The organism is Lysobacter sp. A286 (assembly GCF_054052105.1).
On the sequence record NZ_JBSVRJ010000001.1, the window covers coordinates 244,414 to 270,867 of the forward strand.

Sequence of the window (26,454 nt, forward strand, 5' to 3'; positions counted from 1 at the left end):
TTCCGGCAATAAACCGCAGGCGCGGCTCAGCGATACCGGTTGATCTGGTCGCGCAAGGCGCGGGTGACGGTGGCGGCGGCCTGTGCGTAGTCGTCACCGGGGGAGGCATACAGAACCGCGCGCGAGGAACTGACCATCAGGCCGGTCCCGTCGGCGGTCTTCGCGTTTTTCACCACCGCCTCGACATCGCCGCCCTGGGCACCGACGCCGGGGACCAGGAAAGGCATCTCGCCGACGATCGCGCGCACCTCGCGCAGTTGTTCCGGCCAGGTCGCGCCGACCACCAGTGCGCAATTGCCGTGGCCGTTCCAGTCGCGTGCGATGGTTTCGGCGACGTGCTGGTACAGCGGACGCTCCAGCGGGCGCTCGCGGCCGTTGCCGGTGACGAGCAGGTCCTGCAGGTCGCTCGCGCCGGGGTTGGACGTGCGGCACAGGATCACCACGCCGCGGTCGGCGCGATCCAGGAACGGCTGCAGCGAGTCGCGTCCCAGATACGGGTTGGCGGTCACCGCGTCGGCGCGGTAGCGGTCGAACGCCTCGCTGGCGTAATGCTGTGCGGTGCTGCCGATATCGCCCCGCTTGGCGTCCAGGATCACCGGGATGCCGGGGTGGTGGGCGTGGATGTGGGCGATCAGCCGCGCCAGCGCGTCCTCCGCGCCCAGAGCGGCGAAATGGGCGATCTGCGGCTTGAATGCGCAGACGTATTCGGCCGTTGCATCGACGATGCCGCGGCAGAAGTTGAACACCGCATCGGGATCGTTGGCGAATTGCGCCGGGAACTTCGCCGGCTCCGGATCGAGACCGACGCAGACCAGTGAGTCGGCGTCGGACCAGCGGTGTTTCAGGGCCTGCATGAAGGTCATCGCAAACTCACTTCAGTGCCTTGAACCGGAGGCGCTTGGGCTGGGCGCCTTCCTCGCCGAGGCGGCGCTTCTTGTCGTCCTCGTATTCGCGGTAGTTGCCCTGGAAGTACTCCACGTGCGAGTCGCCCTCGAACGCGAGGATGTGGGTGGCGATGCGGTCCAGGAACCAGCGGTCATGGCTGATCACCACCGCGCAGCCGGGGAACTCCAGGATCGCGTCTTCCAGCGCGCGCAGGGTCTCCACGTCCAGATCGTTGGATGGCTCATCAAGCAGCAGCACATTGCCGCCCTGCAGCAGGGTCTTGGCCAGATGCAGGCGACCGCGCTCACCGCCCGACAGCGTGCCGACCAGCTTCTGCTGGTCCTGGCCCTTGAAGTTGAAGCGGCCCAGGTAGGCGCGCGACTGGATCTCGACCCCGTTGATGTTGAGGATGTCCGCGCCGCCAGAGATTTCCTGGAACACGTTGTGGTCGCCTTCCAGCGTGTCGCGGCTCTGGTCGACATAGGCGACCTTGGTCGACGGGCCGCGGGTGATCTCGCCCTTGTCCGGGGTTTCCTGTCCCGTGATCATCTTGAACAGGGTCGACTTGCCGGCGCCGTTGGGGCCGATGATGCCGACGATCGCGCCGGGCGGGATGATGAAGCTCAGGTCGTCGATCAGCAGGCGGTCGCCGAACGACTTGGAGACGTTGTTGAACTCGATCACCGAGTTGCCCAGCCGCTCGCCCGGCGGGATGAAGATCTCGTTGGTCTCGTTGCGGCGCTGGTATTCGACCGAGTTGAGCTCCTCGAACCGCGCCATGCGCGCCTTGCCCTTGGTGCGGCCGCCCTTGGCGTTGCTGCGCACCCACTCCAACTCCCTGGCCAGCGCCTTCTGGCGGGCCTTCTCGCCGGACTCCTCGCGCTTCAGTCGCTCGGATTTCTGCTCCAGCCAAGCGGTGTAGTTGCCCTTCCACGGGATGCCCTTGCCGCGATCCAGCTCCAGGATCCACTCGGCGGCATTTTCCAGGAAGTAGCGATCATGGGTGACCGCGACCACGGTGCCGCTGTAGCGGGCGAGGAACTGCTCCAGCCACTCCACCGACTCGGCATCCAGGTGGTTGGTCGGCTCATCCAGCAGCAGCATGTCGGGCTTCTGCAGCAGCAGCTGGCACAGCGCGACGCGGCGCTTCTCACCACCGGACAGCTTGCCGATGATGGCTTCCCACGGCGGCAGGCGCAGCGCGTCGGCGGCGACTTCCAACTGGTGCTCCAGCGTGTGCGCATCGCCGGTGGCGAGGATCGCCTCCAGGCGCTGCTGCTCGGCGGCGAGCTTGTCGAAGTCGGCGTTCTCGTCGGCGTAGGCCTCGTAGACCTTGTCCAATGCGGCCTGGGCGTTGATCACCTCGCCCAGGCCTTCCTCGACCGCTTCACGCACGGTGTGCTCGGGGTTGAGCTGGGGTTCCTGGGCCAGGTAGCCGACCTTGATGTCCTTGGCCGCGCGCGCCTCGCCGGTGAAGTCGGGGTCGACGCCGGCCATGATCTTCAGCACCGTCGACTTGCCCGAGCCGTTCAAGCCCAGCAGGCCGATCTTGGCGCCGGGGAAGAACGACAAGGAGATGTCCTTGATGATCTGGCGCTTGGGCGGAACGGTCTTGCTGACGCCGTTCATGGTGTAGATGTATTGCGACATTCGGGGGCTCCGCAGGCAGACGGCGGCGCCCTGCGCGAGGGCAGGGGCCGGAAAGGATCGATAGCCGGCCATTATCCCGGATGCGGGAGTTTCCTGCAGCGGGCGGGTCAGCGGGCAGTTGGTTTGGGTGCACGTCCCACCGACAACCCGTTCGCCCGTGGTTCCGGCGCCGGGTCGGGGCTAAACTCGGGGCCTTCCCTTCTTCATCTGAGCTGGAGTGGCTAATGTTTGCGCGCGATGCACGTATTGAAGGATTTGACCCGGAACTCGCCCAGGCCATCGCGAACGAGAATCGCCGCCAGGAAGACCATGTCGAGCTGATCGCCTCGGAAAACTACGCCAGCCCGCGGGTGATGGAAGCCCAGGGCAGCCAGTTGACCAACAAGTACGCCGAGGGCTATCCCGGCAAGCGTTACTACGGCGGCTGCGAATACGTCGACGTGGCCGAGCGGCTCGCGATCGACCGGCTGAAGGAGTTGTTCGGCGCTGATTACGCGAACGTGCAGCCGCATTCGGGCTCGCAGGCCAACCAGGCGGTGTACTTCGCACTGTTGAAGCCCGGTGACACCATCCTGGGCATGAGCCTGGCGCATGGCGGCCACCTCACCCACGGGGCCAAGGTCAACATCAGCGGCAAGCTGTTCAACGTCGTCCCGTACGGCCTGGACGAGTCCGGGTTGATCGACTACGACGAGATGGAGCGGCTGGCCCGCGAGCACAAACCGAAGATGTTGATCGGCGGCTTCAGCGCGTACTCGCAGGTGGTGGATTGGGCGCGGATGCGCGAGATTGCCGATGCGGTGGGGGCGATCTTCTTCGTCGACATGGCCCACGTCGCCGGTCTGATCGCCGCCGGCGTGTACCCGAACCCGGTGCCGCACGCGCACGTGGTGACCTCGACCACCCACAAGACCCTGCGCGGCCCGCGCGGCGGCATCATCATTGCCAGCAACCCGACCGAGGAACTGGTCAAGAAGCTGCAGAGCATCGTCTTCCCCGGTCTGCAGGGTGGCCCGCTGATGCACGTGATCGCGGCCAAGGCGGTGGCGTTCAAGGAGGCACTGGAGCCGGCGTTCAAGGACTACCAGGCCCAGGTGGTGAAAAACGCCAAGGCGATGGCCAAGGTCATCATCGATCGCGGTTACAAGGTGGTCTCGGGCGGCACCGAGAACCACCTGATCCTGATCGACATGATCGGCAAGGGGATTACCGGCAAGGACGCAGAAGCCGCGTTGGGCAAGGCGCACATCACCGTCAACAAGAACGCGGTACCCAACGACCCGCAAAAGCCGTTCATCACCTCCGGCCTGCGCATCGGCACCCCGGCGGTGACCACACGTGGCTACCTCGAGCCGGACTGTGTCGCGCTGGCCAACTGGATGTGCGACATCCTAGACAACCCGAATGACGAGGACCTGATCAAGTCCGTGCGCGAAAACGTGACCACGCAATGCGCGCAATTCCCCGTCTATGGTTGACCGCTGCCTGACGCGCACCCACCCCGCACCCCCGGGGCGGGTCTCGACCCCTCATGGCCAGTCCCCCGTAGGTCGGGTTTCAACCCGCCGCCCCCGCACGACCGGGCAACCCGGCTAACCCCCGCCCGCCATGCACTGTCCCTTCTGCCAACACGTAGATACCCGCGTCATCGACTCGCGGGTGTCCGACGACGGCGCGACCATCCGCCGTCGCCGCGTTTGCGAGGCCTGCGGTGAGCGCTTCTCCACCCTGGAGACGGTCGAGCTCAAGTTGCCGGTGATCATCAAGTCCGATGGCCGTCGTGAATCCTTTGACGCACGCAAGCTGCGCGGTGGCTTCGACCGCGCATTGCAAAAACGGCCGGTGGCGGAAGAGCAGATCGAGACGGCGGTGCGCGCGGTGGTCCACCAACTGCGCCGCACCACCGAGCGCGAGTTGTCGTCGCTGCGGGTGGGCGAGTTCGTGATGGGTGAATTGCGCAAGCTCGACCATGTCGGCTACGTGCGCTTTGCCTCGGTCTATCGCGCGTTCCAGGACGTGGCGGATTTCCGCGATGAACTGGATCGACTCGAGAGCGACAATTCCGGCGCAGACCAGTTGCCACTGCTGGGTGGGGACACCGACACGGCAACAAAATCCCGCAAGCGCTGATGGCGGCACGTTGTCGCATCCGCGCTCGCGCCCGCCAGCGCCCCTGACCGCAGACCTTCCGACTCCTGCAAGAGGAATCCACCGTCCATGCCCGAATTCACCGCAACCGATCACCTGATGATGGCGCGCGCCCTGCGCCTGGCCGAGCACGGCGCTTACACCACCCGGCCCAATCCGATGGTCGGGTGCGTGATCACCCAGGGTGACGAAGTGGTGGGCGAGGGCTACCACCAGCGCGCCGGTGAGGCGCATGCCGAGGTACTGGCGCTGCAGGACGCCGGCGACCGGGCCAAGGGCGCCACGGTTTACGTGACCCTGGAACCGTGCGCGCATACGGGCAGCACCGGGCCGTGCGCGGACGCGTTGGTCGCCGCCGGGGTGGCAAGGGTGGTGGCGGCGATGCGCGACCCGTTCCCACAGGTCGATGGCGCCGGTTTCGACAAGCTCCAGGCCGCCGGGATCCAGGTCGAGCACGGTTTGATGGAAGCCCTGGCGCGCGAACTCAACCGCGGCTACCTGTCACGGATCGTGCGTGGCCGGCCCTGGGTGCGGGTCAAGCTGGCCACCAGCCTGGATGGCCGCAGCGCGCTGGCCAGTGGCGAATCCAAGTGGATCAGCGGCGAGGCTTCACGCCTGGACGTCCAGCATTGGCGCGCCCGTGCCGGGGCGTTGGTGACCGGTGCCGGTACCGTGTTGGCGGACGACCCGTCGTTGACGGTGCGGTTGGACGAGGGCGTCGCCTTCGTCCCGCCATTGCGGGTGGTGCTCGACCCCGGATTGGCCACGATCGCCCGCGGCCGGGTGCGCGACGGTGACGCGCCGACCCTGTACATCCATGCGCCCAATACCAAGCTCGGCCGCGGTATCGATGCCGAGCTGGCGACGGTTGCGGTCGAGAGCGGCCGCTTCGACCTGCTCGCGGTGCTGAAGCTGCTGGCCGCGCGAGGTGTCAACGAAGTCCAGGTGGAAGCCGGGGCAACCCTGGCGGCGGCCTTCCTGGAAGCCGGGGTGGTCGACGAGCTGCTGCTCTATGTCGCCCCGGTGCTGCTGGGATCACAGGCGCGACCGCTGTTTGATGGACTCAACATCGAGACGATGGCCGAGCGCATGCAGATGCGCGTGGTTGAATCGCGCCAGTTGGGCGAGGACATCCGGGTCCTGTTGCAACCAGACACAGGCCCGTAAACCAAGCCCCGCAAGCCAGGCTTGACGGCGCCGGGACGGATCAGCGGCGCGGATTGCCGCCACAGCGTTCCACGGATCGGACAATCGTGGCGCCCGCGGGCTGGTAGAATCGTCACGCCACTGTGGTGGCACCACACGTAAACGTCTTCAGGGCGGGGTGCAACTCCCCACCGGCGGTAGGTTACCTGGCCATGACGGCCGTGGTGACAAGCCCGCGAGCGCCTGCAGCCAGCTGCCGCAGGGTCAGCAGATCCGGTCGAATGCCGGAGCCGACGGTCATAGTCCGGATGAAAGAAGACGGCGTACGCCAGGCCTTGGGGCCATGCGTAAGCCATTGCCTTGTGGCGTTTTTCGCCATCCATTGATGCGGGAAACGAGCCATGTCCATGTCATTGAAGTGTCCGATGTTGCGGTGCGTTCTGGCGACCCTGCCGGGTGGCCTTGCCGGGGAGTCACGCTGATGTTCACCGGCATCATCGAAGGTGTCGGCCGCCTGGCCGCACGGGATTCCCGGGGCGGTGACGCACGCCTTGTCATCGAGGTCGGCTCGCTGCCATTCGAGCAGGTGGCATTGGGTGAGTCCATCGCCGTCAACGGCACCTGCCTGACCGTGGTCGAGTTTGACGTCAGCGGGCTTCAGAACAGCGTGTTCCAGGCCGACGCATCCAACGAGACGCTGGCGCTGACCACACTGGGCCAGTTGCCCATTGGCGCGCCGGTCAACCTGGAGCGGGCGATGCGCCCCACCGACCGGCTTGGCGGCCACATGGTCAGCGGCCACGTCGATGGGGTCGGCGCGGTCGCGACGATCTCGCCAGATGCGCGCGCGCAACGCTGGCGGTTCACCGCACCGCCAGCCGTGCTGCGTTATATCGCCAAGAAGGGCTCGATCTGCGTCGACGGCGTCAGCCTGACCGTCAATGAGGTCGATGCGGACGGTTTCGAGGTCGCGCTGGTGCCGCACACGGTTGCCCACACTGCCTTCGCTGACACCCGGCTTGGCGACGCGGTCAATCTGGAAGTCGATCTGGTCGCCCGTTACGTCGAGCGTTTGCTGCAAGGACGCGAGCAAAGCTGACGTCGCGAGCTGCCCTCCGTCTTTGCTGCCACCACCGGTTTCCGCCCCTTGCGGAAACGACGATCACGGGCCCGCGGCGCCTCCCTGCCGCCGGCCCACACCACAGGAACCACCCCGATGAGCTTTGCCACCGTCCCCGAACTGCTGGAAGAAATCCGTGCCGGCCGCATGGTCGTGATCGTCGATGACGAGGATCGCGAAAACGAAGGTGACCTGATCATGGCCGCCGAGCTGGTCAAGCCGACCGACATCAACTTCATGGTCACCCACGCGCGTGGCCTGGTGTGCCTGTCGCTGACCCGCGAGCGCTGCGTCCAGCTCGGTCTGCCGCCAATGGTGCGCGACAACACCTCCCAGCACCACACCAACTTCACCGTCAGCATCGAGGCCGCCGAAGGCGTCACCACCGGCATCTCCGCCTACGATCGCGCCCACACCGTCCGCACGGCCGTCCGCCCCGACGCGACGCCGTCCGACGTGGTCCAGCCGGGCCACATCTTCCCGCTGCAGGCCCAGCCCGGCGGCGTGCTCAACCGCGCCGGCCATACCGAGGCGGCGATCGACCTGGCACTGATGGCCGGTCTGGAGCCGGCCGGGGTGCTGGTGGAGGTGCTCAATGCCGATGGCACCATGGCGCGCCGACCGGAGCTGGAAAAGTTCGCCGCCGAGCACGGCTTGAAGATCGGTTCGATCGAGCAGCTGATCCGGCACCGGCTGGAGACCGAGCACACCGTGGAGCGGGTCGACAGCCGGCCGATCGAGACCGACCATGGCCCGTTCCAGTTGCTGACCTACCGTGACCGGCTCAGCCACGCGCTGCATTTTGCGATGTTGCGGGGCGAGCCCGATCCGGCCACCCCGACCCTGGTGCGGGTGCACATGAACAACCCGCTGGCCGACGTGCTGCATTGGCGGCGCGCGGACTTTGGGCCGGCCGTCGGCGATGTGCTCGCCGCGATCGCCGAGCAGGATCGCGGCGCCCTGGTGCTGTTGGCCGACCATGCCGATACCCCCGCGCTGCTGGCGCGCATTCGCGCCGAACCGCAGGCGGCCGACGCGCCGATGCAGGAGATAAGTCCCGGCGCCGGCCAGGGCCTGACCGAATGGCGGCGCAATGGCGCCGGCAGCCAGATCCTGGCCGACCTCGGGCTGGGCAAGCTGCGGGTGCTGGGCACGCCGCGCAAGCAGGTCGGGCTGGCCGGCTTCGGGCTGGAAGTGGTCGAGTACGTGGAGTCGATGTAGCCGGTGCGCCCGCGCGGTAAACTGCGGTCTCGCCAGACCCCGGCATTTCCCCTCCCCCTCCAAGGCTTCCCCTGACATGCCCCATATCGAAGGCGACCTGCGCAGCCCTGAAAGCGCGCGTTTCGCAATCATTGCCAGTCGCTGGAATCCGCGCATCACCGACACCCTGGTGATGGGCGCACGCAAGACCTTCTCCGACAACGGCGTGGCCGAGGAGGCCATCGACGTGATCCGGGTGCCGGGCGCGTGGGAGATCCCGGTGGCCGCCGCGCGTATTGCCGCCGCGGGGCGTTACGCGGCGATTGTCGCGCTGGGTTGCGTGGTGCGCGGCGATACCCGCCACTATGAGCAGGTCGCCGATGGCTGCGCGGAGGGTCTGATGCGGGTCGCACTGGATCACGGCGTGCCGGTTTGCAACGGCGTGCTGGCCGTGGAGGTGCACGAGGATGCGGAGAAGCGCGCCAACGGCAGCCACGGCAACAAGGGCGAGGAAGTGGCACTGGCCGCACTGGAGATGGCGAACCTGATGGAGCGACTGGCATGAACCACCGTCGCCGGCCGGGAGGTATCGACGCGGTGGGTCGCTCGCGTGCACGGCGGCGTGCATTGCAGGCGTTGTATGCCTGGCAGATGTCCGGCTCCAGCGCGCGCGAAGTGGTGACCCAGTTCGCCCACGAGCAAGCCCGTGAGGTCGCTGACCTGGCCTATTTCGAGGAGCTGGTGCACGGCGTGGACAAGCATCGCGTCGAGCTGGACCAGGCATTGACGCCCTTCCTGGATCGCGATATCGCCCAGGTCGATCCGATCGAGTTGGCGGCCCTGCGGATCGCCACCTACGAGCTGCAACATCGCCCGGACGTGCCGTACCGGGTGGTGATCAACGAGGCGATCGAGTCGGTCAAGCGTTTCGGCGCCGAGCACGGCCACACCTACGTCAACGGCGTGCTGGATCATGCCGCGGCGCAGTGGCGCGCGGTCGAGGTCAACGCATCACGGCGCAAGCCTGACTGAGCCAACACGCGCATGGCCGAGTTCGACCTGATTGATCGCATCCGCTCCCGGGCCCAGAGCCGCGATGACGTGGTGCTGGGCATCGGCGACGATGCCGCGATCATCCAGGTGCCGGCCGGTTTCCAGCTGGTGGTGTGTACCGATACGCTGAATGCCGGAGTCCATTTTCCGCTCGATACCGCCCCCGTCGATGTCGGCTGGAAGGCATTGGCAGTCAACCTGTCGGATCTGGCCGCGATGGCGGCAACCCCGGCCTGGTGCACCTTGTCGCTGTCGATGCCGTCCGATGATCCGGCCTGGCTGGATGGTTTCCTGGACGGGTTCCTGGCGCTGGCCGCTGAGCACCGAGTTGCCTTGATTGGTGGCGATACCACGCGCGGGCCGCTGTCGGTCAGTGTCACCGCGCATGGGCTGGTCGAGCCCTGCCGCGCGCTGCGTCGCGATGGCGCGCAAGTGGACGACGATCTCTGGGTGACGGGAACCCTCGGTGACGCGGCAGCGGCGCTGGCGTTGTTGCTGCCAGGCGCAGGCCCGTTGCTGTTGAAGCGCGACGATGAGTCCAACACTGCCGCGCGTGAGCCATCGGATCGGTCAACGGCACAGGAAGGCGAGCGTGCGCAGGCGATCGAATCCCTGCGTCCGCGTCTGGATCGACCGACGCCGCGCGTCGCCATCGGCCGGCGGTTGGGCAGCCTTGCCCACGCGGGAATCGATATTTCCGATGGCCTGCTCGCCGACCTCGGGCACCTTTGCCGCGCCAGCAGCGTCGGCGCCGAGATCGAGCTCGATGCCCTGCCGAGCTCATCCGCACTGGCCCGGGCATTCGACCTGCCGCAGCGGTGGGACATACAGGCGGGTGGCGGCGACGATTACGAACTGTGTTTCAGCGCGCCGGTGAGCGCGCGCGAATCGATCAATGCGCTGGCGGCACAGACGGCAACCACGATCACCCGCATTGGCCGGGTGATCGCCGGCGAGGGCGTGCTGGCGCTGGAGGCCGATGGCCGGCAGTGGCATCCGCCGCGCACCGGCTATACGCACTTCTAAAACGACAACGCTTCGCGCACGCGCTGTTTCAGGACCGGCAACACTTCGCCTTCGAACCAGGGGTTGGCCTTGAACCAGGCGACATTGCGCGGGCTGGGGTGGGGCAGCGGCAGCTCGGTCGGCAGGTAGTCGCGCCAGTCGCGCATGGTCGCGGTGAGGCTGTTTCCGCGTCGCCCTCCAAGAAAGTAAGCCTGGGCGTACTGGCCAATCAGGACCGTCAGTTCGATATTGGGCAGCAGCGGCAGCAATCGCGGATGCCAGGTTGCGCGGCATTCGGGGCGCGGCGGAGCATCGCCGGAACCGGCCTTGCCGGGGTAGCAGAAGCCCATCGGTATGATCGCGACCTGGGCCGGGTCGTAGAAGGTCGAGCCATCGATTCCCAGCCACTCACGCAGGCGTCGCCCGCTGGCGTCATCCCACGGCACCCCGCTGAGGTGCACCTTGCGTCCCGGTGCCTGGCCCACCACCATTACCCGCGCGCTCTGGCTGGCGGCCAGCACCGGGCGTGGCCCGAGCGGCAACGAGGCCTCGCAGATCCTGCAAGCGCGTATGTCCACCAGCAGCCGATCCAGCTTGGCGTCGTCGCCGGGAGGGTCCGTGGTGAGGCCCGTGCCTGGTGTCGCCGCTGCGCTCATGGCGGCAGCAGCTTGCCGGGGTTGAGGATGCCGTCGGGGTCGAAGGTGGACTTGATGGCGCGCATCAGTGCCAACGTCGGCGGCGTGATCGCCTGTGGCATGAAGTCGCGCTTGGCCAGCCCGATGCCGTGCTCGCCCGACAGCGTGCCACCGAGTGAAATCGCCAGCGTGAACACCTTGGCCATTGTGGCGTTGGCGCGCGTGGATTGATCCTGGTCGGCCGGGTCATACATCAGGTTGACGTGCAGATTGCCATTGCCGGCATGACCGAAACAGACAATCGGCAGCCCGCAATCGCGCGCCAGTTGCTGCACGCCATCGACCAGTTTGGGGATGCGCGATACCGGGACCACCACGTCCTCGTTGATCTTGCCGGGCGCGAGCGTCCGCAGCGCTGGTGACAACGACTTGCGCGCCGCCCACAATTGCGCGCGCGCCGCCTCGTCGGCCGCATCGTCCAGGGCGACCAGGCCTTCACCCCGAGCGGCGTCCTTCAGCGCTTCGATATCGTGCGGCAAATGCGCCGGGTCGCCGTCGGCTTCGATCATCAGCAGTGCGCCGGCATCATCGGGCAAGTCGGCGCCACCGACGTCGCGTGCCAGCCGCACCGCCTGCGCATCCATGAATTCCAGCATCGACGGCGTGACCGGCTGCGCCATCAAGCGGGCCACCGCCTGCGCGGCGCTGGACACATCGCGGTAGATCGCGCGGAGGGCACGCTGTGCGGTCGGTGCCGGGGTCAGTCGCAACGACGCTTCGACGATCAGCGCCAGCGTGCCTTCACTGCCCACCAGCAGCCGTTGCAGGTCGTATCCGGTAGCGCCCTTGGTGGTCTGGGTGCCGCAGTGGATCAGCTCACCGGCGCCGGTGACCGCGGTCAGGGCGAGCAGGTTGTCGCGGCTGGCCCCGTACTTCACCGCGCGCGGCCCGCCAGCGTTGCAGGCCAGGTTGCCGCCGACGGTGCTGAATGCGGCGCTGGTCGGATCGGGCGGCCAGAACAGCCCGTGCGGGGCGAGCGCGGCTTGCAGGTCGCCATTGAGGACCCCGGGCTGGACCACCACACAACGGTCGCCGGGACGGATGTCGAGGATCTTGTCCATGCGCTCGAACGAGACCACCACGCCGGCATGGACCGGCACCGCCGCGCCGGTGGTATTGGTGCCGCGCCCGCGGGCAATCACCGGCACCCGGTGGCGGCGACAGGCACGAACCAGCGCGACCACCTGCGCCGCCGAGGTGGGCAGGGCGACCGCGTCGGGCAACGCCAGTTGCCGCGAGTTGTCGTAGGCGTAGGCAAGTCGTTCGCTGTCGTCGGTGAGCCACGCCGCGCCCAGCAAGTCGGTCATTTCAGCATGCAGTTCGGGCGGCAATGGCGTGGGCATCGCGCTATCGGCTCAGCAATCGTCGGCGCGAAATGCATCGCGCAGCCAGTTCAGGCGCGGGGATTCCGGGTCGCCATCGGCCTCGACCACGTCGAACCGGCACGGGCCATCGGCATAACGGGGGTGGCGCAGCAGGAACATCTGCGCGGCGCGTACCAGCTTGCGCTGCTTGCGCCAGTCGACCGAGGCGGCCCCACCACCGAAGCGGTCATCGCGGCGGTAGCGCACCTCCACGAACACCAGGGTGTCGCCGTCCAGCATCACCAGGTCGATCTCGCCCAGGCGGTAACTGGCGTTGGCGGCAACCGGACGCAAGCCCGATTGCTGCAAGTGGTCGCGGGCCGCGGCTTCCACCGCGGCACCGCGCTGGCGCCGGTCAGTAACGGTTGCCATTGCCCAGCGGTACGACGATCCCGCCACTGAAGGTCAGCCAGGCAGGAACGCGCTGGACATTGCCGGAGGCGTCGATGCTGAGCGCACCGGTGGCGCCGGCGACGTAGGCATCGGCCGATTGCGACAGGCGATCCAGGTAGGCAGTGAGCAGCCAGGCGTCGTAGCCGAAGGCGAACAGCCGAGCCGCACCGCCGCGTGCGGTCGACACGGTTTTTGCGGCACTGGCCGCAGACGGCAGGCCGGGCACGTGACCGCCGCTGGTCCAGGTGCCGCCGGGGAACGCGATGCCATCCAGGACCCGGTCCTGGTCCGTCTCGCCGGTGTCGGAAATCAATTGCGACGTTGCCACCATCGGCTTCCCAGCCAGTCCTGCCATGGCCAGCCGCGGCATCAGTTCGCGTGCGGCACTGCCGCGCAGGGCAAGGAAAATCGCGTCGACACCGCCTTCTTTCTGTACAAACGGCGTCAGGTCGGCCACCCCGGCGCTGAGTACATCGGTCACCACCACGCCTTGTCCGGTCAGCCGCTCGCGCAGCGCCGCGACCGAGCGGCGCGCCTGGTCGTCGCTATCGGCCACCACCAGGACGCGTTTTGCGCCGCGCTTGACCAGCAGGTCGGCGGCGGCGATGCCCTCGTCTTCCGGTGACAACGAGAAGCTGGCATTGCCTGCCGGCGGTGCGACCTCGCCATGGTTGAGCGCAAGCACCGGTACCGGCAGGGCGGCGCGACGGAACAAGGCGTCGACACCGGTGCGCGACAATGGTCCGACCACGAAATCGTTGCCCGCCGCCACGGCCTGGTCGTAGGCCGCCACCGCGCCACCGGCCGTGCCGTGCGTATCGTAGAACGCCACTTCCGGCCGGCGCCGGGATTCCGCGTAATAGCCGGCGAGGAAACCGTCGCGCACCGGCGCGGCGGCGGCCGAGATGCCTCCCGACAATGGCAACAACACGCCGAGCTTCACCGGCGGCCGGTAGCCGTCGCGGTCGTCGGCCGCAGGGCGGTTGCTTGCATCGAACTGCCAACGGCCGCGGTCCAGCGGCCTTGGCAGCGCCAGTCCGCGGCTGAGCAGTGCGCGTGCGAGGTGGTTGTAGAGCGGGTCCCCGACCGCCAGCGCAGCCGCCTGGCTGGCAAGGGTGTCGTCGTCCAGTTGGGCCAGCAGTGCGTCAATCTGCGGGTTGCCAGCGCCGGCCCGGAGCAACTCACCCGCCTGTGCGACCAGTGGATGCATGGCGTCCTGCCCGGTCCGCGTCGAGGTTTGCGGGGACATCGAAACGCAGCCGCCCAACAGGACGGCGATGATGGTCAGGGCGAACAGCCAGGTGCGCCGGGGACGTCGGAGGTGTGTGCTCATCGGCATGCGCTCGCCGCGGTGCGGCGTTCCAGTGGGGACCTTGACGATTCTACCGGCCATGCCGGGAAGTGGTGCAAAGACGCCGGCATCCTTACCATCGTGATGATGCACAAGCCCGGCACCCTGCACGTCATCGCCACCCCGATCGGTAACCTGGGTGATATTTCCGCGCGCGCGCTGGAGGTGCTGGGGCAGGTCGATGCGATCTGCGCGGAGGACACCCGGCATACCCGCCAGTTGCTGTCGCACTTCGGGCTTGAGCGGCCATTGCTGGCGCTGCACCAGCACAACGAGGAGGCGCAGGCGGATCAGCTGGTCGCCCGCCTGCAGGCCGGCGAATCGCTGGCGCTGGTATCGGATGCCGGCACCCCGCTGGTCAGCGACCCGGGCTTTCGCCTGGTCCGCGCCGCGCGCGCGGCCGGGGTGCGGGTGTCGCCGGTGCCCGGTGCCTGTGCGGCGATCGCGGCGTTGAGCGTGGCCGGCATTGCCTCCGACCGGTTCGCGTTCGAGGGCTTCCTGCCGGCCAAGGTGGGCGCGCGGCGCGAGCGGCTGGCGCGGTTGGCAGCCGAGACACGCACGCTGATCTTCTACGAGTCCGCGCACCGGATCGAGGAATCGCTGGTCGACTTCGTTGCCGCGTTCGGTGCCTGGCGTCCAGCGGTGTTGGCGCGTGAGTTGACCAAGTTGTTCGAGACGGTGCTCGATGGCGACCTGGCGGCGTTGCTGGCGGCGGTGCAAGCCGATGCCAACCAGCGCAAGGGCGAGTTCGTGCTGGTCGTGGAAGGACTGGGCGACGACGTCGAGGCGAAGCTGGTCGAGGGTCGGCGGCTGTACCTGAAACTGTCCGAGCATCTGCCGCCCTCGACCGCAGCCAAACTGGCCGCCGATCTGAGTGGCGCGTCGCGCAAGGCGTTATATGGCGCGACGGGTTCGGATTGATAGCAGCAACAGCAGCAACAGCAGCAACAGCAGCAACAGCAGCAACAGCAGCAACAGCAGCAACAGCAGCAACAGCAGCAACAGCGGTGGAGTGTGTGGGCTTCGGTGGGGGCGGCGCCCTGTCCGGGCATTGCTACTCGGTTCGGGCGGCCATCCATGGCCGCACTCACCGCCGTGCGCCATCCATGGCGCACTCTCCGCAATGCCCGGACAGGACGCCGCACGGGGTCTGGGATGTCGCGGCCTTGTTTCAGTGAGAGCGGGTTGGTCGTAGACGATCCGCGCGAAGCGACTCCCCCCCGTTGTAGATACCGAGTCGTGGCGTTCCGAGCCCCTGGAGCGGCGAGGAGCTCCTGACTTGGGAGACCCTACAAAAATGCACTCTCGTGGATGTGGCGAAACGCCCCGACGCGTGCTCTTCGCCTTTCCCGAAGTCAGCAAAGTCAGGAAGGAGGTGGACGGTGGGGGGATTGCGGAAAAGCGGGCCATGGATGGCCCGCGGCCCGCCTCAGGGCAGGATGCCCTGATGAAGGGCTGGAGCAATCCCCCCGCCGGCCGCCTCCTGCACGCCGAACCCTCCGAAGCACAGCTCCTGCGCCACGACCCTCCCGAAGCCCGCTCTTGGCTCTGAACCAGACACCGCCCGAACATCGAGCAATCCCCCCGCAACCATCGCGCAACCGCTAAACTGCGCGTGGCGGAGTCGGCCAGACAGTCGCGTCATCGCAGCGGGTTTACCCGCGGCGGTGCCGAGGAAAGTCCGGGCTCCACAGGGCACGGTGCCAGGTAACTCCTGGGCGGCGCGAGCCGACGGAAAGTGCAACAGAGAGTAGACCGCCGAACGGTCCTTCGGGATGCGTGGCAAGGGTGAAACGGTGCGGTAAGAGCGCACCGCGAGTCTGGCAACAGACCGGCATGGCAAACCCCACCGGGAGCAAGACCAAATAGGGACCTAATGGCGCTGCCCGCGTCGGGTCCGGGTAGGTTGCTCGAGCGTATCGGTGACGATGCGCCTAGAGGAATGACTGTCCAAGACAGAACCCGGCTTATCGGCCGGCTCCGCCACTTTTTTCCACACCACGCCGCTTCCGCGGCGCACATCCCGCTGCCCGGCGCGCGCTGCGGTGGCCGGCCGGCCGGTTTCCTGAACCGAATTTCACATCTGTCTTGAACCCGTCAGTCTCAAAATATGAGACGAAACAAGGGTTAGTGGATAACTCTTGACCAAGACTATGAAGTGTTGCGCAAGCCATTGATCCGACAGGCGAAATACGCCGGGAATTTTGTTGACAACCCCAAGGGTGGTGCATAAGGTGGTCATCAGAGGGAAAACCGGGTTTTTTGTGGTTTTCGATGGTTGCAGCCGGATTCCAGCCCCGGTTGTCCGACAGGCGAACCGTCCGCAGAGGCGGGCCAACGCGAAGGTGTGCAATGTTCCAGGGCGAGACCGCCATCACTATTGACGACAAGGGCCGATTGGCGATTCCCACCGCCCATCGGGACCTTGTTGCGCGTGATTGTGGCAACCGGTTGGTCGTCACCTACAACCCGTTCGAGTCCGGCTGCCTGTATCTGTACCCGGTAGCGATATGGGAGCGCATCAGCAAAGAGGTCAACAAGCTGCCCAGGGCGAAGAAGGTCAATCGCTCCATGCAGCTGAAACTGGTCGGTGCGGCAAGCTTCGTGGAGCTGGATGGCAATGGCCGCATCACCATTCCGGCCAGCCATCGCGCCGCGGTGGGAATCGAGCGGAAGGCCATCTTGTTGGGGATGGATGAGAAGTTCGAGTTGTGGAGCGAGCAGGCGCATCACGCACAGATCCATCAGACAATTTCTGATGACGATCTGAGTGACGAGCTGCTCGACCTGCAGCTATGACGGGCGGTGGCATGGAGCGCGCAGCGACTTCCGGCCACCTTCCCGTGATGTATCGGCAGGCGCTGGATGGCCTGCAGGTGCGTGGGGATGGCACTTACCTGGATGGCACGTTCGGCCGTGGAGGTCACGCGCGCGGTGTGCTCGAGCGGCTGGGGCCAGCCGGACGGCTGCTGCTGATGGACAAGGATCCCGATGCGATCGCGGTCGCCGAGCGCGATTTTGGCGACGACCCGCGGGTGGCGATCTTCCGTGGCAGCTTCGCCGACATGGCGCACTGGGGCGCGCCCGGTGCGGGCGCGGCTCTGGGCGATGGGGCGCTGGACGGCATCCTCCTCGATCTGGGCGTCTCATCGCCGCAACTGGATGTCGCCGAGCGCGGTTTCAGTTTCAGCAAGGATGGCCCGCTGGACATGCGCATGGATCCCGATACGGGCCTGAGCGCGGCGCAATGGCTGGCCATGGCCGATGAACGCGAGATCGCTGACGTGCTGTGGACCCATGGCGAGGAGCGCCAGTCGCGCAAGATCGCGCGCGCCATCGTCGCCCGGCGTGAGGAACAGCCGATCCTCCGCACCGCCCAGCTGGCCGAGCTGATCGCCTCGGTGATGCCGCGCGGCAAGGACAAAATCCATCCCGCCACGCGCAGCTTCCAGGCGATCCGCATCTTCATCAACCGCGAGCTTGCCGACCTGGAGGCCGGGCTGGACGCGGCGCTGGGGCGGCTCAAGCCCGGCGGCCGGCTGGTGGTGATCAGCTTCCATTCGCTGGAAGACCGGATCGTCAAGCAGTTCATCAACCGCCACGCCAAAGCTCCGCCTGGCAACCGGCGCATGCCGGAGGTCGATTTCACGCCGGTCCTGCTGGCGATCGGCGGTGCCCGGAAAGCCGAGGTTGACGAAACTTCGGCCAATCCGCGCTCGCGCTCGGCGGTGTTGCGCGTGGCCGAGAAACTTCCCGTGCAGGAGGCAGCATGACGCTGCGCCTGCTGCTGATCGTCCTGGTGGTCGCCAACCTGGTGTCGGCCCTTGCGGTGGTGCATGCGCGTCATCGCCACCGGGTGCTGTTCGTCCAGCTCAGCCAGTTGGAGAAGGCGCGCGACGAGCTCGACATTGATTTTGGCCGTCTGCAACTGGAGCAGGCGACCTGGGCCGAGAGCAATCGTATCGACCAGATTGCGCGTGATCGACTGGGGATGAAGCTCCCCGAAGGCGCGGAAATCGTGGTGATCCGGCCATGAGGGCCAATGGCCGGCGCGCGCGGGGTGCACAGTCGTCGCGTGAGCGTTCGCGCTGGGCCTGGCTGCAGGCCTACCTCGGTCGCGGTGATGGCGCCGCCACGCGTGGCCGAACGCACTACAACGTCCGCAAGCGCATGGCGCTGGTGGGCGGCACGCTTGGTTTGTGTTCGATCGCGCTGGTCGGCCGCGCGCTTGATGTCCAGGTGTTCAACAACGATTTCTACGTCCGCCAGGGCGACGCGCGCGCGCTGCGCGAGATCCCCATTGCGACCTCGCGCGGCATGATCACCGACCGCAATGGCGAACCGCTGGCGGTGTCGACGCCGGTGGAATCGGTATGGGCCAACCCGCAGGAGCTGTTGCAATACCCCGACCGGATTCCCGAGCTGGCCAAGGTGCTGGGCGTGCCGGCCGACGAGCTGGCACGCAAGCTCAGCCAGCGTGCGGACAAGGAGTTTATGTACCTGCAGCGCCGGATCAATCCGAGCCGGGCGCGCCAGATCCTGGGCCACGAGATCCCCGGCGTGTTCTCGCAGCGCGAGTTCCGTCGCTTCTACCCCCAGGGCGAGGCGATGGCGCATGTGCTGGGGTTCACCAATATCGATGATCGTGGGCAGGAAGGCCTGGAGCTGGCGTTCGACGACTGGCTGAGTGGCACGCCGGGCTCCAAGCGGGTGATCCGCGATGGCCAGGGCCGGATCATCGAGAACGTCGACCTGATCCGGCCGGCACAGCCCGGCCATGACCTGACCCTGACGATCGACCGCAGGATCCAGTACCTGGCGTTCCGTGAGTTGCGCCGCGGGATCGAGCAGGCGCGGGCGTCGGCCGGCTCGGTGGTGATCCTGGATGTGGATACCGGCGAGGTGCTGGCAATGGCCAACCTGCCCAGTTACAACCCCAATCAGCTGGACGGCGGACGTGGTGATGCCCGCCGTAACCGTGCCCTTACCGACGTGGTGGAACCGGGCTCGACGATGAAGCCGATTACCATCGCCGCGGCGCTGTCCAGCGGCAGGGTCACCCCGACCACCATCGTCGACACCTCGCCGGGCTACATGCGCAACGGCCGTTACACCATCAACGACTATCGCAACTACGGTGCGCTGACGGTCACCGGCGTGCTGACCAAAAGCTCCAACGTCGGTGCGGCCAAGTTGGCGCTGGCGATGCCCGACGACTACTTCTACAACGTCATCCATCGCTTTGGTTACGGCAGCAAGCCCGGCAGCGGCTTTCCCGGCGAGGCGTCCGGCCTGCTGGCCGCGCCCCGGCAGTGGAGCGGCACCACCAAGGCGACCATGGCCTACGGCTATGGGCTTTCGGCGACCCCGCTGCAGATTGCGGTGGCCTACGCCTCGCTGGCCAACGGTGGCCGGGTGATCGCACCGACGTTCGTCAAGGGCCAGCGCAATGAATCGGAGCAGGCGGTCAAGCCGGAGATCGCGCATCAGGTGCTGAGGGCGATGCAGACGGTGACCGAGACCGGCGGCACCGCGACCAACGCCGCGATCCTGGGCTACCACGTCGCCGGCAAAACCGGCACCTCGCGCAAGTTCAGCGCCAGCGGCGGGTATTCGGACGAGTATGTGGCGTTGTTCGCCGGCGTGGTGCCGGTGGAAAATCCGCGCTTCGCGATGGTGGTGATCATCGATGAGCCTGATGCCAGCGCCGGCCATGGTTATGGCGGCGGCGCGACTGCGGCACCGGTGTTCAAGCGGGTGATGGAAGGCGCCTTGCGGCTGATGGACGTGCCACCGGACGACATCGAGACCTGGCTGGCCGCGCAATCGGCGGCGCGCGCCAAGCGACTGAAGGCCAATGGCGGCAAGCTGGCCGAGGACGCGCCGGTGTTGCCCGACCCCACCGTGACCGTCGCCTCGCAGTCCGACTTGCCCGACCCGGTGGATGTGTCCGCAACGTCGCCGGCAGTGTCATCACGCCAGGGAGGTGCACGGTGACCGCCGCTCATACACCTCGTCGCAAGCCGCCTCGCCGCATGCCGCTGGCCGAGCTGTTGCCGGACGTCGCCGGTATCGCACCGGACCGGATCATCAGTGGCCTGGTCCAGGACAGCCGGGCGATCAGGCCCGGTGACGCTTTCGTGGCGATCGGCGGCTTCGGCACCCATGGCTTGAAGTTTGTCGAGCAGGCACGGGCGGCCAAGGCCAGCGCGATCCTGTTCGAGCCGCCGGCATCCGAAGCCATTCCGGCGCCCGCCGATGCGATTGCGGTGCCGGGCCTGCGTGCACGGATGGGCGCAATGGCCGACCGCTTCCACGGCTATCCAAGCGCCGGCATGGACACGGTTGGCGTCACCGGCACCAACGGCAAGACCTCCGTCGTGCAACTGCTCGCTCAGGCCTGGGAGCTGCTCGGCCGGCGCGGCGCCAGCATCGGCACGCTGGGGGTTGGCATAGGCGGGCAGGTCGTCCCGACCGGCTTCACCACGCCGCTGGTGCTGCAGGTGCATGCGCTGCTGGCCGAACTGCACGACGCCGGTGCGCAGGCGGTGGCAATGGAGGTCAGCTCGCACGCGCTCGACCAGGGCCGCGTGGATGCGGTGCATTTCGACGTGGCGGTGTTCACCAACCTCAGCCGCGACCACCTCGACTATCACGGCGACATGGCGACGTATGGCGCGGCCAAGGCGCTGCTGTTTGCGTGGCCGGGATTGCGCGCCGCGGTGATCAACCTGGACGACGCCTACGGCCGGGTGATGCATGAGGCCCTGGCGCAAGGGCTGCGGGGCATCGGACTGAGTTCACGCGGCAATCCCGACGCGATGGTGCAGGCGCAGGCGTTGCAACTGGACAACGCCGGGATTGCATTCGAGCTGGCCATGCGCACGCCGACCGGCGATGAATGCCACCCGGTGCGTTCACCGCTGCTGGGTCGATTCAACGTCGACAACCTGCTTGCCGTCGCCGGCGCCTTGCTCGCGTTGGGCGAGCAGCCGGCCACCATTGCCGGCACCTTGTCTCGGCTGCAACCGGTTCACGGCCGGATGAACCGGCTCGGCGGCGCGGCCGGTCAGCCCCTGGTGGTGATTGACTACGCCCACACGCCGGACGCGCTGGAGCAGGCGCTGGTCTCGTTGCAGGCCCACGCCGCTGCGCGCCTGGTCTGCGTGTTTGGCTGCGGCGGTGAACGCGACCGCGGCAAGCGGCCGCAGATGGCGGCCATTGCCCAGGCGCACGCCGACGTGGTGATCGTCACCGACGACAATCCGCGCGATGAGGACGGCGATGCGATCGTCGCCGAGATCATGGCCGGTTTCGCCAACCCCGGCGCCGTCATCGTGCAGCGCGACCGCGCCGCGGCGATCGCGCGGGCGGTGGGCGAGGCCGGGCCGGACGACATCGTGCTGGTGGCGGGAAAAGGTCACGAGCCGTACCAGGAAATCGCCGGCGTGCGACACCCTTTCGACGACACCCTGGTGGCGCGGGCCGCACTGGGGGATCGCCCATGAAGCGTCTCCAGCTGTCCGATATCGCACGCATGAGCGGGGGCCGGTTGCAGGGCGACGACCTGGTGATCGACGCGATCGTCACCGACACCAGGGCGTTGCCGGCGACGGGAGCCAACCTGTTTGTCGCGCTCAAGGGCGAGCACTTCGATGGCCACGATCATCTGGCCGCTGCGGCGTCGAATGCCATCGCCGCGGCGCTGGTATCGCGCCCGGTCGATGTGGCCATCCCGCAGGTGTTGGTCGCAGATACCGAACGCGCGCTGGGTGAACTGGCGGGTGCCCTGCAACGCGCACGCAGCACCCGGGTGGTGGCTATCACCGGCAGCAACGGCAAGACCAGCGTCAAGGCCTTGTTGCTGGAGATCCTGAGGCGGGCCGGTTCGACCCATGCCAACCCGGGCAACCACAACAATGAAATTGGCCTGCCGCTGGCGGTCATCGACGCGCCGGACGATGCGCAGTTCGCGATCTATGAAATGGGTGCCGGCAAGCCAGGCGACATTGCCTACCTGGCCGCGATCGCCCGTCCCGACGTCGCCCTGGTCAACAACGTTGCCCCCGCCCACCTGGAACGGATGGGCAGCCTGCTGGGCGTGGCCGACACCAAGGCGGCAATCTACGATGCGCTGCCACTGGATGGGGTGGCGGTGATCAACGCCGACGATGCCTTTGCACCGTATTTTGCCGAGCGCGCGCACGGGCGCCGGTTGATCCGTTTCGGCCTTGATGCCAGCGCCGATATCAGCGCCCGCGACATTGCGGTGAACGCGGCAGGTTCGCACTTCACCCTGGTCGCTCCCGACGGCGAGGTGGCGATCACGCTGGCGCTGCACGGACGCCACAACGTGCGCAACGCGTTGGCCGCCGCGTCGCTGGCGATCGGGCTGGGCGTGTCCCTGGAGATGGTCGCGCAGGGCCTGGACGCCGCGGAGCCGGTTGCCGGGCGGCTGGTCACCCGCGGCCTCGACAACAACGCGGTGTTGATCGACGACAGCTACAACGCCAACCCCGGCTCATTGGCCGCCGCCATCGACACGCTGGCCGAAGCGCCGGGCGAGGGTTGGCTGGTGCTGGGCGACATGCGTGAGCTGGGCGTCGACGCCGAAGCCATGCACGCCCAGGCCGGGCGCCATGCAAAGGCGGCCGGCATCACACGTGTGTTCGCGCTTGGCCAACTGAGTGCCGCGGCAGCGCGCGCATTTGGCGACGGCGGTGACGAGTACCCGAATCACGACGCGCTGGCCACGGCATTGCGGCGCGCGTTGGCGCAGGCCGGCGCGGTGGCCGGAGCGGCAACACCGGCCGCAACGCCGATCCGCGTGCTGGTGAAAGGTTCGCGCGGCAGCGCGATGGACAAGATCGTGACCGCGTTGCTGTATGGACAACGCCCACAAGGTCCGGAGGACAACATCGATGCTGCTTGAACTGGCTCGCTGGCTGGAACAATTGGACAGCCTGTTCGGATTGTTCAATTACCTGACGTTCCGCGGCATCCTGAGCGCGCTCACCGCGTTGGCCCTGTCGTTGTGGTGGGGGCCCGCAGTGATCCGCAAACTGGCCATGTACAAGGGCGGCCAGCCGATCCGGACCGACGGGCCCAAGTCGCATTTCTCCAAGGCCGGCACCCCGACCATGGGTGGCGGGCTGATCCTGTTGACCGTGCTGGCCTCGGTGTTGCTGTGGGGCGACTTGCGCAACCGCTATGTCTGGGTGGTGCTGGCGGTGATGGTCGCGTTCGGCGCGATCGGCTGGTACGACGACTGGATGAAGATCGTCAAGCGCGATCCCAACGGCATGAAATCGCGCTGGAAATACCTGCTGCAATCGATCTTCGGACTGGCGGCAGGCGTGTTCCTCTACCTCACCGCCGACGTGCCTGCGGCGACCACGTTCTACATCCCGATGTTCAAGGAACTGGCCTTCCCGATGGGGGTCGGGCTGGTCGTGGTTGCCTACTTCTGGATTGTCGGTTTCTCCAATGCGGTCAACCTGACCGACGGGCTGGACGGTCTGGCGATCATGCCGACCGTGCTGGTCGCCTGTGCACTGGGGGTGTTCGCGTACGTCTCGGGCAACGCGGTGTTCTCCGAGTACCTGCAGATCCCGCCGGTGCCTGGGGCAGGTGAGCTGGTGATCATCTGCGCGGCGATTGCCGGGGCCGGGCTCGGGTTCCTGTGGTTCAACACCTACCCGGCGATGGTGTTCATGGGCGATGTCGGCGCGCTGGCGCTGGGCGCGGTGCTGGGAACGGTGGCGATCATCGTCCGCCAGGAACTGGTGCTGGTGATCATGGGCGGCGTGTTCGTGATCGAGACGCTGTCGGTGATGATCCAGGTCGCCTCGTTCAAGCTCACCGGCAAGCGCGTGTTCAAGATGGCGCCGATCCACCACCACTTCGAGCTCAAGGGCTGGCCGGAGCCGCGGGTGATCGTGCGCTTCTGGATCATCTCGGTGGTGCTGGTGCTGGTCGGCCTGGCGACTTTGAAGGTGCGCTGATGAACGACACCACGCACCAGGCAACCCGCCTCGACGCGATCAACGGTCACTACGACCGTTGGCTGCTCGCGGTGGTGTGCGCGCTTGCGTGCCTGGGCGTGGTGATGGTCGGTTCCAGCTCCATCGCGATCGCGATCGACTACGGCGTTGGCCCGTTCCACTACCTGGTCCGGCACGTTGCCTTCCTCGGGATCGGCGCGGGGCTGGGGTTGTGGCTGATGCGCACCGAGCTGAAGACGGTCGAGAACCTCAATCAATGGTTGCTGCTGGCCTGCTTCGGCTTGCTGGTCGCGGTGTTCATTCCCGGTATCGGCGACGAGGTCAACGGCGCCAGCCGATGGATCAACCTGCGGGTGTCCAGCTTCCAGGCGGTCGAGGCGGTCAAGCTGCTCTACATCATCTGGCTGGCCAGCTATCTCAAGCGTTACAGCGATGAAGTAACCGCCACCTGGACTGCGATGCTGAAGCCGCTTGGCGTGGCGTTGCTGATGGTGGTGCTGTTGATCTTCCAGCCCGACTTCGGTTCGCTCGCGCTGATCCTGGCGATCACCGGCGGCATGCTGGTGCTGGGCGGGGTCAACATGCCGCGGATGTTCGGCCCGGTGCTGGTGTTGCTGCCGGCGCTGGCGGCGGTCGCGATCGCCGAGCCCTACCGCGTGCGGCGGCTGACCTCGTTCCTGGATCCGTGGGCGGATCCGTTCAACTCCGGCTACCAGTTGACCAACGCCTTGATGGCGGTCGGTCGCGGTGAATGGTTCGGCGTCGGTCTCGGCGGCTCGGTGCAGAAGCTGTCGTACCTGCCCGAAGCGCACACCGATTTCATCCTCGCGGTGATCGGGGAAGAGCTGGGCTTCGTCGGCGTATGCACGGTGATCGGTCTGTACGCGTTGCTGGTCGGACGGGCACTGTGGCTGGGCTTGAAGTGCGTGGAAATGCGTCGTCATTTCTCCGGCTACTGCGCCTTCGGCATCGCCTTGTGGATCGGCCTGCAAAGCTTCGTCTCGATCGGCGTCAACCTGGGCCTGTTGCCGACCAAGGGCCTGACGTTGCCGTTGGTCTCGTCGGGCGGCTCCAGCGTGTTGATGACCTGCGCGGCCATGGGTCTGTTGTTGCGGGTGTCCTATGAACTGGACCGCGCCGAGCGCCAGGTCGCGCGCCTGCGCGGCGAGAAGTCGAGCGCCGCGACGGCGGACGGTTCCGAGCCGTCGACCGCCAGCGTCCGCGCGCCCGCATCGGTACCGGTTGGGAAAGTCACGGCCAGCACCGCTCGCGGCACCAGCCGCCTACGCGGTCGCGTCGAGCCGACCTTCGGAGGCCTGGCATGAATGCGGCCCTGCAATCACATCCGGTGATGATCCTCGCCGGCGGCACCGGAGGACACATCTTCCCGGGACTGGCCGTGGCGCGGGAGCTGCTTGATCGCGGTGTGCCGGTGACGTGGCTGGGCGCGGAGGGCGGTATGGAGACGCGCCTGGTGCCGGAGCACGGTATCCAGATCGACACCATCGCGGTGCGCGGTGTCCGAGGCAAGGGACTGCGCACCTTGCTGGTCGCGCCATACAAGGTGGCTGGCGCCGTGCGTGCGGCCGCCGCCGTGCTGCGTACGCGCAAGCCGCGGGTGGTGATCAGTTTTGGTGGCTACGCGGCCGGTCCGGGTGGCCTGGCTGCCAGGTTGGCCGGTGTGCCGTTGCTGGTCCACGAGCAAAACCGCGCGCCGGGCATGACCAACCGGGTACTGGCTCGGCTGGCCGCGCGCGTGATGACCGGCTTTCCCGATACGTTCGCCAACGAGATGGTCGTGGGTAATCCGGTGCGCGCCGAGATTGCCGCGGTGGCCGGCCCCGAGCATCGCTTTGCCGGTCGCGAGGGGCCATTGCGGCTGCTGGTGCTGGGCGGCAGCCAGGGCGCGCGTGCCCTCAACAATGCGGTGCCAGAGGCGCTGGGCCGGGTTCGCGAGCAGATCCGGTTCGAGGTCCGCCACCAGTGCGGAGCGCAGCAACAGACCGATGCCGAGCGCCGGTATGCCGATGCCGGGATCGCCGCTAGCGTCGAGCCGTTCATCGCCGACATGGCCGATGCCTATGGCTGGGCCGACCTGGTGGTATGCCGCGCCGGCGCGTTGACCCTGGCCGAGCTGTGCGTGGTTGGCGTGGGCAGCGTGCTGGTGCCGTTCCCGCAAGCCGTCGACGACCACCAGACCCGCAACGCGCAGTACCTGGTCGACCGGGGCGCGGCGCAACTGCTGCCGCAAGGCACGGATGACCTGGCCACGCGCCTGGCGGACACCCTGCAGGACCTTGCCAATCGCGCGGACCTGTTGCGCCTGGCCCAGGCCGCGCGCGCGCTGGCCCGGCCCGATGCTGCGGCGCGGGTCGCGGACATCGTGCAGCGGCAATCGGATCCCGACTCGAATCATTCCCAACAGGAGCCCGCTGCATGA

At 67.2% G+C, this 26,454-nt stretch carries 24 protein-coding genes, 1 other RNA gene and 1 riboswitch; of the genes, 19 read left to right on the plus strand and 6 right to left on the minus strand.

Annotation, left to right across the window (positions count from 1 at the left end; all coding sequences use genetic code 11):
- Positions 1-26: 26 nt before the first annotated feature.
- Together pyrF and ettA are read right to left on the minus strand one after the other, a co-directional pair.
- Positions 27-863: an orotidine-5'-phosphate decarboxylase gene (gene pyrF / locus ACW7G0_RS01150; RefSeq protein WP_456987125.1), complete on the minus strand. Its 837-nt coding sequence runs from the start codon at positions 861-863 to the stop codon at positions 27-29.
- Positions 864-870: 7 nt separating this feature from the next.
- Positions 871-2,535, minus strand: a complete 1,665-nt coding sequence (gene ettA, locus ACW7G0_RS01155; protein WP_456987126.1) for an energy-dependent translational throttle protein EttA — start codon at positions 2,533-2,535, stop codon at positions 871-873.
- 224 nt (positions 2,536-2,759) lie between these two features.
- Here ettA and glyA point away from each other — a divergent pair, with 224 nt between their 5' ends.
- The 8 genes from glyA to thiL all read left to right on the plus strand — a co-directional run bounded on the left by glyA (position 2,760) and on the right by thiL (position 10,228).
- Complete coding sequence (gene glyA / locus ACW7G0_RS01160) at positions 2,760-4,013, plus strand: serine hydroxymethyltransferase (protein WP_456987128.1); 1,254 nt, start codon at positions 2,760-2,762, stop codon at positions 4,011-4,013.
- A 130-nt stretch (positions 4,014-4,143) separates the two neighbouring features.
- Positions 4,144-4,665, plus strand: a complete 522-nt coding sequence (gene nrdR, locus ACW7G0_RS01165) for a transcriptional regulator NrdR (RefSeq protein WP_456962390.1) — start codon at positions 4,144-4,146, stop codon at positions 4,663-4,665.
- A gap of 87 nt (positions 4,666-4,752) precedes the next feature.
- Positions 4,753-5,850, plus strand: coding sequence for a bifunctional diaminohydroxyphosphoribosylaminopyrimidine deaminase/5-amino-6-(5-phosphoribosylamino)uracil reductase RibD (ribD, locus tag ACW7G0_RS01170; RefSeq protein WP_456987129.1), 1,098 nt, complete (start codon positions 4,753-4,755; stop codon positions 5,848-5,850).
- A gap of 139 nt (positions 5,851-5,989) precedes the next feature.
- Positions 5,990-6,153: riboswitch (FMN riboswitch) on the plus strand.
- Between the two features lie 157 nt (positions 6,154-6,310).
- The gene (locus ACW7G0_RS01175; RefSeq protein ID WP_456987131.1) at positions 6,311-6,928 is read left to right on the plus strand and encodes a riboflavin synthase; all 618 of its coding nucleotides are present in this window, start codon (positions 6,311-6,313) and stop codon (positions 6,926-6,928) included.
- Positions 6,929-7,045: 117 nt separating this feature from the next.
- Positions 7,046-8,170: a 3,4-dihydroxy-2-butanone-4-phosphate synthase gene (ribB, locus tag ACW7G0_RS01180; RefSeq protein ID WP_456987132.1), complete on the plus strand. Its 1,125-nt coding sequence runs from the start codon at positions 7,046-7,048 to the stop codon at positions 8,168-8,170.
- A 76-nt stretch (positions 8,171-8,246) separates the two neighbouring features.
- Positions 8,247-8,714 carry a 6,7-dimethyl-8-ribityllumazine synthase gene (ribH, locus tag ACW7G0_RS01185; protein WP_456962386.1) on the plus strand — a complete coding sequence of 156 codons (468 nt, stop codon included), beginning with the start codon at positions 8,247-8,249 and terminating at the stop codon, positions 8,712-8,714.
- The gene (nusB, locus tag ACW7G0_RS01190) at positions 8,711-9,181 is read left to right on the plus strand and encodes a transcription antitermination factor NusB (RefSeq protein WP_456987134.1); all 471 of its coding nucleotides are present in this window, start codon (positions 8,711-8,713) and stop codon (positions 9,179-9,181) included. Before ribH ends, nusB begins: the two co-directional genes overlap by 4 nt.
- Positions 9,182-9,193: 12 nt before the next feature.
- Entirely contained in the window at positions 9,194-10,228 is a 1,035-nt protein-coding gene (gene thiL / locus ACW7G0_RS01195; protein ID WP_456987135.1) for a thiamine-phosphate kinase, read from the plus strand.
- On the opposite strand, the gene ACW7G0_RS01200 is transcribed toward thiL, so the two are convergent.
- Genes ACW7G0_RS01200 through ACW7G0_RS01215 form a run of 4 tightly spaced genes read right to left on the minus strand, consistent with a single transcriptional unit; the run spans position 10,225 to position 13,992 of the window.
- Positions 10,225-10,863, minus strand: a complete 639-nt coding sequence (locus ACW7G0_RS01200; RefSeq protein ID WP_456987136.1) for a uracil-DNA glycosylase family protein — start codon at positions 10,861-10,863, stop codon at positions 10,225-10,227. The two genes, thiL and ACW7G0_RS01200, sit on opposite strands and share 4 nt — an antisense overlap.
- A complete protein-coding gene (locus ACW7G0_RS01205; RefSeq protein WP_456987138.1) occupies positions 10,860-12,245 on the minus strand; it encodes an FAD-binding oxidoreductase in 1,386 nt (461 codons plus the stop codon). The genes ACW7G0_RS01200 and ACW7G0_RS01205 overlap by 4 nt, the downstream gene beginning before the upstream one ends.
- 12 nt (positions 12,246-12,257) lie before the next feature.
- Positions 12,258-12,638 carry a YraN family protein gene (locus ACW7G0_RS01210; protein WP_456962381.1) on the minus strand — a complete coding sequence of 127 codons (381 nt, stop codon included), beginning with the start codon at positions 12,636-12,638 and terminating at the stop codon, positions 12,258-12,260.
- On the minus strand, positions 12,622-13,992 hold the full coding sequence (locus ACW7G0_RS01215) for a penicillin-binding protein activator (RefSeq protein ID WP_456987139.1): 1,371 nt from the start codon (positions 13,990-13,992) through the stop codon (positions 12,622-12,624). The genes ACW7G0_RS01210 and ACW7G0_RS01215 overlap by 17 nt, the downstream gene beginning before the upstream one ends.
- 105 nt (positions 13,993-14,097) lie before the next feature.
- Between ACW7G0_RS01215 and rsmI the strand changes: the two genes are divergently transcribed.
- The 11 genes from rsmI to murG all read left to right on the plus strand — a co-directional run bounded on the left by rsmI (position 14,098) and on the right by murG (position 26,454).
- The gene (gene rsmI / locus ACW7G0_RS01220; protein ID WP_456989413.1) at positions 14,098-14,931 is read left to right on the plus strand and encodes a 16S rRNA (cytidine(1402)-2'-O)-methyltransferase; all 834 of its coding nucleotides are present in this window, start codon (positions 14,098-14,100) and stop codon (positions 14,929-14,931) included.
- Positions 14,932-15,630: 699 nt separating this feature from the next.
- Positions 15,631-15,996: RNase P RNA component class A (gene rnpB, locus ACW7G0_RS01225), an RNA gene on the plus strand.
- Between the two features lie 366 nt (positions 15,997-16,362).
- Positions 16,363-16,809 (plus strand): division/cell wall cluster transcriptional repressor MraZ, encoded by a 447-nt coding sequence (gene mraZ, locus ACW7G0_RS01230; protein ID WP_456962379.1) that lies wholly within the window; start codon positions 16,363-16,365, stop codon positions 16,807-16,809.
- Between the two features lie 11 nt (positions 16,810-16,820).
- Entirely contained in the window at positions 16,821-17,783 is a 963-nt protein-coding gene (gene rsmH / locus ACW7G0_RS01235) for a 16S rRNA (cytosine(1402)-N(4))-methyltransferase RsmH (protein ID WP_456987141.1), read from the plus strand.
- A complete protein-coding gene (gene ftsL, locus ACW7G0_RS01240) occupies positions 17,780-18,046 on the plus strand; it encodes a cell division protein FtsL (RefSeq protein ID WP_456962377.1) in 267 nt (88 codons plus the stop codon). The genes rsmH and ftsL overlap by 4 nt, the downstream gene beginning before the upstream one ends.
- A 134-nt stretch (positions 18,047-18,180) precedes the next feature.
- Positions 18,181-20,007, plus strand: a complete 1,827-nt coding sequence (locus ACW7G0_RS01245) for a peptidoglycan D,D-transpeptidase FtsI family protein (RefSeq protein ID WP_456989414.1) — start codon at positions 18,181-18,183, stop codon at positions 20,005-20,007.
- A gap of 38 nt (positions 20,008-20,045) precedes the next feature.
- The gene (locus ACW7G0_RS01250; protein ID WP_456989415.1) at positions 20,046-21,518 is read left to right on the plus strand and encodes a UDP-N-acetylmuramoyl-L-alanyl-D-glutamate--2,6-diaminopimelate ligase; all 1,473 of its coding nucleotides are present in this window, start codon (positions 20,046-20,048) and stop codon (positions 21,516-21,518) included.
- A complete protein-coding gene (locus ACW7G0_RS01255) occupies positions 21,515-22,942 on the plus strand; it encodes a UDP-N-acetylmuramoyl-tripeptide--D-alanyl-D-alanine ligase (RefSeq protein WP_456987143.1) in 1,428 nt (475 codons plus the stop codon). The genes ACW7G0_RS01250 and ACW7G0_RS01255 overlap by 4 nt, the downstream gene beginning before the upstream one ends.
- Positions 22,932-24,014 (plus strand): phospho-N-acetylmuramoyl-pentapeptide-transferase, encoded by a 1,083-nt coding sequence (gene mraY, locus ACW7G0_RS01260; RefSeq protein ID WP_456962375.1) that lies wholly within the window; start codon positions 22,932-22,934, stop codon positions 24,012-24,014. The genes ACW7G0_RS01255 and mraY overlap by 11 nt, the downstream gene beginning before the upstream one ends.
- Positions 24,014-25,339 carry a putative lipid II flippase FtsW gene (gene ftsW / locus ACW7G0_RS01265; RefSeq protein ID WP_456987144.1) on the plus strand — a complete coding sequence of 442 codons (1,326 nt, stop codon included), beginning with the start codon at positions 24,014-24,016 and terminating at the stop codon, positions 25,337-25,339. Before mraY ends, ftsW begins: the two co-directional genes overlap by 1 nt.
- Positions 25,336-26,454 carry an undecaprenyldiphospho-muramoylpentapeptide beta-N-acetylglucosaminyltransferase gene (murG, locus tag ACW7G0_RS01270; RefSeq protein WP_456987146.1) on the plus strand — a complete coding sequence of 373 codons (1,119 nt, stop codon included), beginning with the start codon at positions 25,336-25,338 and terminating at the stop codon, positions 26,452-26,454. The genes ftsW and murG overlap by 4 nt, the downstream gene beginning before the upstream one ends.